Source organism: Methanoregula sp., from assembly GCF_002835825.1.
Classification (GTDB): domain Archaea; phylum Halobacteriota; class Methanomicrobia; order Methanomicrobiales; family Methanospirillaceae; genus Methanoregula.
Genome location: NZ_PIZH01000054.1, coordinates 1 through 8,597, shown reverse-complemented (window position 1 = coordinate 8,597; position 8,597 = coordinate 1). Strand labels below are relative to the sequence as shown.

Annotated in this window: 9 protein-coding genes and 2 pseudogenes; 5 read left to right on the top strand and 6 right to left on the bottom strand. The window is 59.2% G+C overall.

Features of this window, described 5'->3' with window-relative positions; genetic code table 11:
- Positions 1-107: 107 nt before the first annotated feature.
- The 5 genes from CW742_RS03495 to tsaA are packed head-to-tail and all read left to right on the top strand — an operon-like array spanning position 108 to position 4,301.
- Positions 108-1,286 carry an iron ABC transporter substrate-binding protein gene (locus CW742_RS03495; protein WP_292416511.1) on the top strand — a complete coding sequence of 393 codons (1,179 nt, stop codon included), beginning with the start codon at positions 108-110 and terminating at the stop codon, positions 1,284-1,286.
- A gap of 10 nt (positions 1,287-1,296) precedes the next feature.
- Entirely contained in the window at positions 1,297-2,367 is a 1,071-nt protein-coding gene (locus CW742_RS03490) for an iron ABC transporter permease (protein WP_292416508.1), read from the top strand.
- Complete coding sequence (locus CW742_RS03485; protein ID WP_292416505.1) at positions 2,364-3,137, top strand: ABC transporter ATP-binding protein; 774 nt, start codon at positions 2,364-2,366, stop codon at positions 3,135-3,137. The genes CW742_RS03490 and CW742_RS03485 overlap by 4 nt, the downstream gene beginning before the upstream one ends.
- A gap of 48 nt (positions 3,138-3,185) precedes the next feature.
- The gene (locus CW742_RS03480; RefSeq protein WP_292416502.1) at positions 3,186-3,881 is read left to right on the top strand and encodes an FmdE family protein; all 696 of its coding nucleotides are present in this window, start codon (positions 3,186-3,188) and stop codon (positions 3,879-3,881) included.
- A gap of 9 nt (positions 3,882-3,890) precedes the next feature.
- Positions 3,891-4,301, top strand: coding sequence for a tRNA (N6-threonylcarbamoyladenosine(37)-N6)-methyltransferase TrmO (gene tsaA / locus CW742_RS03475; protein ID WP_292416499.1), 411 nt, complete (start codon positions 3,891-3,893; stop codon positions 4,299-4,301).
- A gap of 33 nt (positions 4,302-4,334) precedes the next feature.
- Here tsaA and comE read toward each other — a convergent pair whose 3' ends face one another.
- The 6 genes and pseudogenes from comE to CW742_RS03450 form a co-directional block, all read right to left on the bottom strand.
- Positions 4,335-5,468 carry a sulfopyruvate decarboxylase subunit beta gene (gene comE, locus CW742_RS03470; protein WP_292416496.1) on the bottom strand — a complete coding sequence of 378 codons (1,134 nt, stop codon included), beginning with the start codon at positions 5,466-5,468 and terminating at the stop codon, positions 4,335-4,337.
- On the bottom strand, positions 5,461-6,735 hold the full coding sequence (locus CW742_RS03465) for a cysteate synthase (RefSeq protein ID WP_292416494.1): 1,275 nt from the start codon (positions 6,733-6,735) through the stop codon (positions 5,461-5,463). The genes comE and CW742_RS03465 overlap by 8 nt, the downstream gene beginning before the upstream one ends.
- A gap of 9 nt (positions 6,736-6,744) precedes the next feature.
- A complete protein-coding gene (locus CW742_RS03460; RefSeq protein WP_342764855.1) occupies positions 6,745-7,227 on the bottom strand; it encodes a Fe-S cluster protein in 483 nt (160 codons plus the stop codon).
- 33 nt (positions 7,228-7,260) lie between these two features.
- Positions 7,261-7,365 (bottom strand): annotated as a pseudogene (locus CW742_RS15430) ((Fe-S)-binding protein); the annotation flags it as partial.
- Positions 7,362-8,069: a GTP-binding protein gene (locus tag CW742_RS03455; protein WP_292416491.1), complete on the bottom strand. Its 708-nt coding sequence runs from the start codon at positions 8,067-8,069 to the stop codon at positions 7,362-7,364. The gene CW742_RS03455 and the pseudogene CW742_RS15430, both read right to left, overlap by 4 nt.
- Positions 8,066-8,597, bottom strand: a pseudogene (locus CW742_RS03450) (ABC transporter ATP-binding protein); the annotation flags it as partial. The gene CW742_RS03455 and the pseudogene CW742_RS03450, both read right to left, overlap by 4 nt.

Genomic DNA, 8,597 nt, shown 5'->3' with positions numbered 1-8,597 from the left:
GCCGGTAAAACCATCACACGGGATTTTACATATCCCAATATTCAGCATACCAAAGATCATATGATCATATATTAATAACACCTGATCTTAATTTTCTTAAGATTCGTATGAAAAAATCGTGTGCATACATTATGATCGTCGCCCTCCTGATCGGGGCGTGCATAGCTGTTGCCGGTTGTACGGGAACCGCCTCCCCGTCGGCTGGCACCACAACGACTGCCCCTGCTTCCCCTGCAGCATCCGGTACCACAACCATCACGGACGGGTTTGGGAGGACTGTAACGGTCCCGGCACATCCCACGCAGATCGTCTGCTCGGGTTCCGGCTGCCTCCGGTATGTCGTGTATCTCGGGGCCCAGGACACCGTTGTCGGCGTGGACAGCCAGGAGAAGAAGACCCAGGTACAGGAAGGCCGGGCTTATGCGCTTGCAAACCCCCAGTTCAAGAATCTGCCCCTGAGCGGGGAGATGCGGGGGAAGGACGATCCCGAGAAGATCATCGGAATTAACCCCCAGCTCGTCTTCAAGACCGGTGCGACCGGGACCACCTATGGCACGAGCGGTTCTGAAGCAGACACGCTCCAGAACAAGACCGGTATCCCGGTGGTTGCCTTCCCGTACGGCTCCCTGCGAACCGATGCAGAAAAAGCCGAGTTCTTTGCGGCACTGCGACTGATGGGAAAGACTCTCGGGAAAGATGCACGTGCCGAGGAACTTATCGCCTATGTCGAAGAAGTGACAACCGATCTGGAGGAGAGGACAAAGGACATTCCGGCCGACCAGCAGAAGACAGTATACATCGGCGGTGTCAGCTCGGCAGGGGCGCATGGCATGATCTCGACCGAGCCGGCGTACCCGCCCTTCATCTGGGTGCATGCAAAGAACATTGCCGCCGGGTCCGATACCCAGCATGCAGATATCTCAAAAGAGGTCATTGTGAGTGGCGACCCGGAGTTCCTGTTCATCGATGTGGGAACAATCCAGATCGACAATGAAGGGGCCATCGGTGAACTGAAGACCAACCCGGCCTACGGCGGTCTTGCCGCGGTGAAGAGCGGGAACGTGTACGGTGTCCTGCCCTACAACTTCTACAGCGTCAATTATGAGACCGTGCTTGCGGATGCCTATTTCATCGGGAAAACCCTGTACCCTGACCGGTTCTCGGATGTCGACCCGCAGGTAAAAGCAGACGAGATTTACACGAAGTTTGTCGGGAAACCCGTATTTTCCTCCCTTAACGCGCAATACCGGGACATCGGGTTCACGAAGATTAACCTGACTACATGAGCGGCCAGCCATGCACCTGAACCAGGGAATTGTTCCGGAGGATTACCGCGCCTATCTTGACCGCAAGGTCCGGTGGATCCTACTCGGGCTCATCCTTGCCTTCGTCTTTTTTATCCTTGCCATCTCCGTGGGGGCAGTGGCAATCCCCCCTCTCGATGTTGTCCAGTCACTGCTGGGCATCTCGTCCTCCGATAAATGGGACCGGATTGTCTGGAACGTCAGGCTGCCCCAGGCTATCGCGGCTGTTGTCGCCGGGATCGGCCTTGCCATTGCCGGGGTTGCCATGCAGTCCATCCTGCGGAACCCAATCGCCTCACCCTTCACGCTGGGCATATCGAGCGCAGGAGCGTTCGGCGCTGCCGTATCCGTGATCGTGCTGGGCACCGGGACCATGCAGTCAACGGTGGCAAGCCCGGTCGCGATCTCCAATCCCTACGTCACGACCGTCGTTGCCTTCATCTTCTGCATGATCGCGACTGGTATCATCCTTGCGATCTCCCACATCAAGGGCGCGTCCCCGGAAGTGATGGTCCTTACCGGGGTCGCTCTTTCCTCGCTCTTCTCGGCCGGGGTCATGTTCCTGCAGTATTTCTCCAACGATGCCCAGCTTGCGGCGGTTGTCTTCTGGACGTTTGGCGATGTCGGGCGGGCAACGTGGGATATGCTGCCGCTGATGGTGGTTGTCGTGGGGGCCGGGACACTCTACTTCATTGCCAACCGATGGAACTACAATGCCATCGATGCCGGTGACGAGACTGCCCTGGGACTTGGCGTGAACGTAACATGGGTACGGCTTGCCGGGATGACGGTTGCCGCTGTTATATCGGCAGTGATCGTTGCCCTGCTCGGGGTTATCGGGTTTGTCGGCTTGGTCTGCCCGCACATGGTGCGGAGGCTTGTCGGTGACGACCAGCGCTACCTCATCCCGGGTACTGCCATTGCAGGTGCAGTCCTGCTCCTTGCCTCGGACACCGTGGCCCGGATCATTGTTGCACCGTATATCCTCCCGGTTGCCGTCCTGACGGCGTTTTTGGGAGCGCCCGTATTCATCTACCTGTTATTCAGGGGGTATAAACGATGACAAAGATGCTGACTGTTAACGAACTGAAATTCATGTACCGGAACCGGGATGTCCTGCAGCAGATCGGGTTCTCGATCGAGCAGGGGCAGGTCATCGCGGTGCTCGGCCCGAATGGTGTGGGAAAGACCACGCTCTTAAAATGCTTAAACCGCATCCTGAAGCCCCGTGAGGGCACCGTGATGCTTGATGATGAGAACCTGCTTGACCTCGACACGATGGATATTGCCCGCAGGGTCGGCTACGTGCCGCAGCGGGTCGAGACCGGGCGGCTGACCGCGTTTGACGCAGTCCTCCTCGGCCGCCGCCCTCATATCGGCTGGGATGTTGTTGCCCGCGATCTTGCCATCGTTGATGCGGTCTTCAGAAAACTGGGTATGGAGGCGCTTCGGCTCTCGTACATCGATGAGATGAGCGGCGGGGAGCTCCAGAAGGTAGCCATCGCCCGGGCGCTGGTGCAGGAGCCGCGTATACTCCTGCTCGATGAACCCACGAGCAACCTTGATCTGAAGAACCAGGTCGATATCCTGACCAACATCCGCGAGGTTGTCCGTGATCATGGGATCGCGGCTATCATGACCATGCACGACCTGAACCAGGCCCTCAGGTTTGCCGACACGTTCATCTTCATCAAAAACGGGAGGGTGCATGTCCACGGAAGCCATGATATCGTCACCCCCTCGGTCATCGAAGATGTGTACGGCCTCCCGGTCATGATCGGCGAACTGGGCGGAGTCCGGTGCGTGATCCCCGGTGCCTGTAAGACGACATAAGAGAGAATAAACAAAGAGAGAATGAGAGAGAACCAACGAAGTGAGACCATGCACGACCACGATCACGATCACAACCACGATCACCATCATGACAGCAAAGGCAACCACGACCACGGGCACCACCATCACGGTGCACCGCTGGCTGTAACGTTTGAAGACTGCATCCGTTTCCATGGCCATTCCTGCCCGGGCCTTGCGTCCGGCTACCGTGCGGCAACCGCGGCCATGGAAGCCCTCGGCGTTACGCGCCCCGAGGACGAGGACCTTGTCGCTATCTGCGAGACTGATGCCTGCGGGGTCGATGCGATCCAGGTCATTGCCGGTACAACGGCCGGCAAGGGTAACCTCATCATCCATGATTACGGCAAGCATGCTTTTACGTTCTATAACCGGAAGGACGGCAAGGCGGTCCGGGTCACGTTCCGTCGCAATGACACGACCGAGAGCCCGGAGATGATGGAACTGCGAAAGAAAGTATTCGGCGGCACCGCGACAGACAAGGAATCGGAGCGGTTCCATGCTCTCATGCACAAGGCCACCGTTGACCTTCTCCATGCGCCTGCCGACAAAATCATGAAGATCGAGAAGATCACTATGGATGCACCGAAGAAGGCCAGGATCTTCGCCTCGGTTACCTGCGAATGTTGCGCGGAGTCTGTTGCAGATGCAAAGACACGTGTAGTGGACGGGAAGCGTGTCTGCATCCCGTGTGCCGAGGGAACGCACCCGTCACGGAAGCACTGACTGGCAATCATGGAACTGACACTCAGGCCGATTGGGTTTGTCCGGTCGCCCTACAAAACAAAGGGCGATGCCCCGAGGCAGGGCCGGTTGTCCGACACCGTCTCAGAGATCGTCATTGCTGACGAGTACCGCGAAGGACTGAAGGATGTCGGGAAGAAGTCTCATCTATTCATCCTCTCGTGGTTTGACCGGGCGGACCGTACCGTCCTGCTGGCAACGCCGCCCCACGAAGGCATCGAGCACGGCGTGTTTGCAACCCGGTCCCCCAACCGGCCCAACCCGGTCGCTCTGTCCCTTGTCGATCTCATCCGCTGCGACGAGGGTGTCCTCACGGTACGTGGGCTCGATGCCCTAGACGGGACGCCCGTGCTGGACATCAAGCCGTATTCCCCGGAGATCGACTGCGTCAGGGAACGATGAAAGAGTGGGGTAGGGACCTCCCCTTTTTTTGGGTCAGGGGCTTTTTCCCATCGCCGCCATGAACCGGTCCCGTATCTCCACCGGCCCGAGCGGAATGTTCTTCACATCGCTGTTACCGGGTTTGATCCGTGCATGGATGAATGCCGGCCCCTGACCGGCAGATGCATGAAACGCTGCCCCGAGTTCCTCCCGGGTGTGCGTCGCCCACGTGTGAGCGAATCCCGCACCCAGCGCCATCAGCCGGAGGTCTGCGGTATCGCACCCTGGCCGGGGCTGGTTGCCGGTGCTGCCAAAGACACCGTTATCAAGACAGACGATAGTGAGATTTTCTGGTTTTGCCGCAGCAATCACGGGCAGGATCGAAGACCCAAGCAGGCTGCCATCACCGTCAAGGACGATGACTCTTTTATCGGGACGGACTGCGGCAATCCCGAGGCCGATGGCCGATGCCTGCGTGTAACTGCCCAGCATGTAGAGGTTCTCCGGCCGGTCCCGTGCAGCATAGAGCTCCTTTGACGGAATGCCGATGTTGGAGACAAGGATCTCGTCAGAAACCTTGTCTGCGATGGCTTGGATTGCCTCGAACCGTGTCAGAACAGGCTGGTTCCACGGGCGGCGGTATTCAGTATGCGACGGCTGGCAGGGGAATTGTCCGGGCTCCTGGTACCCCGATGCACATCCACTCTCTTCGATCACACCGGGCGGGACGAGGATGACGTGGGGCGTGCGGTCCCGGAATGCCGCTTGTATAGCGATACCGATCCGCTCCGGTACGCTGCGCTCCGTGAGGATCGTGTGCGGGATGCCGGCTGCCGAAAGGATTGCCGGGAGCGGGCGGTTGAACGGCACCTGGGCCGGGATGACCTCGTTCTCCCCCCCGCGCCAGCTGGCAAGGATCGGAAGTGGGAGGCGGAAGGTCATGGAGAGCGACAGGATGGCATTGAGCATATTGCCGAGCCCTGAGCTCTGGAGCGCGACCAGCGGGCGGGCACCGGCAAGGTATCCCCCAGCCGAGATCCCCACCCCGTCCTCCTCCCTTGTCAGGCCGATATGCCGGAACTCCTCCGGCAGCCGGAAGAAGAGGCCCCGTGCCTTGTCGCAGGGAATAGAGCTGACAAGATCGATGCCCTGCGCTTTCAGTTCCCCGATAACTGCGTCTTCATTCATGGTGAGCGATCCACTCCTTGAGCATCCGTACTATCCCCTCCCGTGTTTCATCCACGGCGACCGTTACCGAGACGGGAATGGGGTGGAGGGTAAAGTCCTCCCGGATCCGTTCGTACCCCCCTCCCGTGAGGTTCAGGAGAATATGATCATCGGGAGCGATAATATCTTTTTCAACAGCCTGGACAAGGGTGGCTGTTGCAATGGCCGCAGCCGGATCCAGGTCGATTCCCAGGGTCTCCCGGGCAAGTTTCATCGCATCTTCACCGGCGGCATTCGTGATGGCATACATACGGCCGTCCGTTGCCGTCAGTGCGTCAAACAGTCCCCCGCGGATGCCATAGGGAGGATTCCGGTTTGTCAGGACATCGGACATGACCTGCGATACCGCCTCCGCTGCATCCGGCATGTCGTTATCCGGGATTATCTGGCGCCGCCGCTCCTCCCACGCCGATACCATGGGGGTGAATGGTTTGTTCTGGGCCAGATGGAGCCGGGGAAGACGGTTACCGTACCTTCCATCTCCCACAAGGCGCATTGCGGCCTCCCAGGCAGCGATCCCTCCCGTCCCGCTCCCGACCGCCTGGAAATAGTGGTCGGGAAGCCGGCCCGTTGTCACAGCTGCGTCCAGCATGACCGTGCCCATCCCGTCGCGACGGGCAATGTTCCGGGCTCCGCCTTCCGGGACACAGCCGGGGACTGCAGCGAGCGTGTTGCTGACTGCGATGGCATCCGAATAATCGCCCTTCACGGCAACAAGGAAAATGTCCTCCGGAGGGACCGTTGTCCAGAGCCGAAAGAGGGCTTTCTCCGGGACAACGATGACAACCGGTTTGCCTGACCGTGCTGACAGCTCGGCAAAGGCGCGGCCGGTATTTCCCGCCGAGGCGATGACCGGTATGGCACCGCCCAGCTCCGCCAGCCGCTGCATGGTCGGCGATGCCTCCAGTTCCTTGAACGAGCCTGTTGTCAGGCCGGCCCCGATCTCCGGGCAGTATCCGGAAAAGGAGACGGTCAGGCAGGGGAGCCCGAGTTCCCGGGAAAGGTCCGGGCTCGTGAAGGTAACCGGCCCACCGGACGGAAGGAGTGGCCGGGTGACCGGGAGCCAGTCAAGGTAGCGGTACATTCCCCTGAACGGATGGAGGTGCAGCCTCCTGCTGCAGTATTCGGTCCTGAGCAGACTGTTGTGACCCTGTGGACAGGAGAGGCTGGAAATGTCCTCAATGATCTCGCCCCCGCCCACACACCGTATCCGGTATTTCAGTATCACGAGTACCCCTCACTGGATCCTGATATCCTCGAGCCGGACATGGATTCCGGCCTTCTTTTTCAGAACCATATTCACGACCGCTGTATGCGACAGGTCCATCATGCAATACCCCGGCAGGAACCGCTGGCGGGTGCCGAGTACGGGGGGTCGTGCGATGATCCGGGCGATCCCTTCGAAGGCATGTACATGGTATGCCTGGACATCGTGGGATTTTTCCTTCCGTGCTGCGAGCGGTCCCACCGTGTGGCATTCGAGGACTCCCGTGACCCGGTTAGCGGACAGTACGCGGAGGGCATGGTACACAGGGCATCCCGGCCCGGCGGGGCGGCCGGTGACGATCTCCCCGGGGTGGATATCCCAGCCTTCCACAAGGTCAGGGCGGAACGGCACGATGAATTTCCGTGCTGACGGTTCGCCCGGCAGTGCGGTCAGCACGAAGTCATAGGCATTCCCCAGTATATCGGAACCGGAGTACGCTCTCTGGTCTGACATCCCCGCCCCGCCCGTGGTGAAGAATGGGCAATCTTCCTGAACCTTTTCACCGGAGGTTACCCGTTCCACGAACGCCCCGCAGCTGGGCATCCCGCAGGCGCCGCAGTCCCTGCCGGGAGGAGTCCAGGCCGTATTCAGTCCCCCCGGTAGATATTATCCGCCTCGTCAAGCGGCCGGATAACGCCGAAATGGTGCTGCCATCCGATCTCTTTTTTTCCAACGCAGATGGTGCAGACGCCAAGCGGAGGAGTCCCGCGGAGTGTGATCGTATCAGCATCGGTTATCTCCGGAGCCTTTGCAATCGCCTGCATCAGGAACCTCATGCCGGTACCCTGGATGGCGTTCGTCTCGATGATGTCAATATTCGGGGAGACCATGCGGATGCATTCCCGGAACACTTCCTTTTCCGCCTGGGAGATGAGGTCAGTCTTGGTGACGACTGCACCATCAGCAAGCGCAATCATAGGAGCCATCTTGAGGGGTGTATTGCTTCCGGAGACTGCCGAGAGGACCGCGATCCCGAATGACTGGGTGGTATAGGGAGTACACCGGAGGCAGAGTCCGGCACTTTCGATGATAAGGATCCCGGCGCCCAGTCCGGCAGCCCACCGGATCGCGTCCTGCAGGACCATGATGCCCATGTGGTCCGGGCAGAGGTCGCCTGAGTACACTTTACGGGCCGGAATCCCGAACTCTGATATGAGTTCTTCGTCCTCAAAAGCCCTGACCACATCGATCTTTAAAAAAGCCGGTCTCCCGGTATTCCGGAATTCCCTGATGATCTGCCGGATCACCGCTGTTTTCCCGGCACTGGGCGGCCCGGCAACAATGAGGAGTTTCATACTGGTGCAATGTTTTGTTTTTGCAGGGGTATGTCGCCCAGGATCAGGTCGCCGGCCCGGATCTTCTCCCGGAGTTCGCCAAGGAATGCATCGATGCCGGAGATATGCTCTACCATCTCCTGCTCGGTGCCCCGGGGTTCAATTACTGAGGTCACCGCACCGTTCTTCATCACGATCCGGCGGTCGGTGATCATCGCGAGCAGGGGGTCGTGCGTGACAAAGATAACTGCTTTGTTGTAGTGTTTCAGGCACCGGATCACCTTCTCCTTGAAGATCCCGGCATTTTCCACTTCGTCGAGAAGGAGGATGGGAGTCCGCCCGATCAGGATAGCGTCTGCAATCAGCAGTGAACGGGTCTGGCCTCCTGAGAGCGAGGTCATCCGCATGGATTCTGCGATCTTCTCCCCGGTAAACTCGTTTGCCAGTGCAATGGTCTTCCTGATGAGTTCTTCCGTATCATTGTCACGTGCCCTGATATGGAGCGAAAGGAACCGGCTTACCGTGAGGTCTGCGATGACGCGGGTGTTC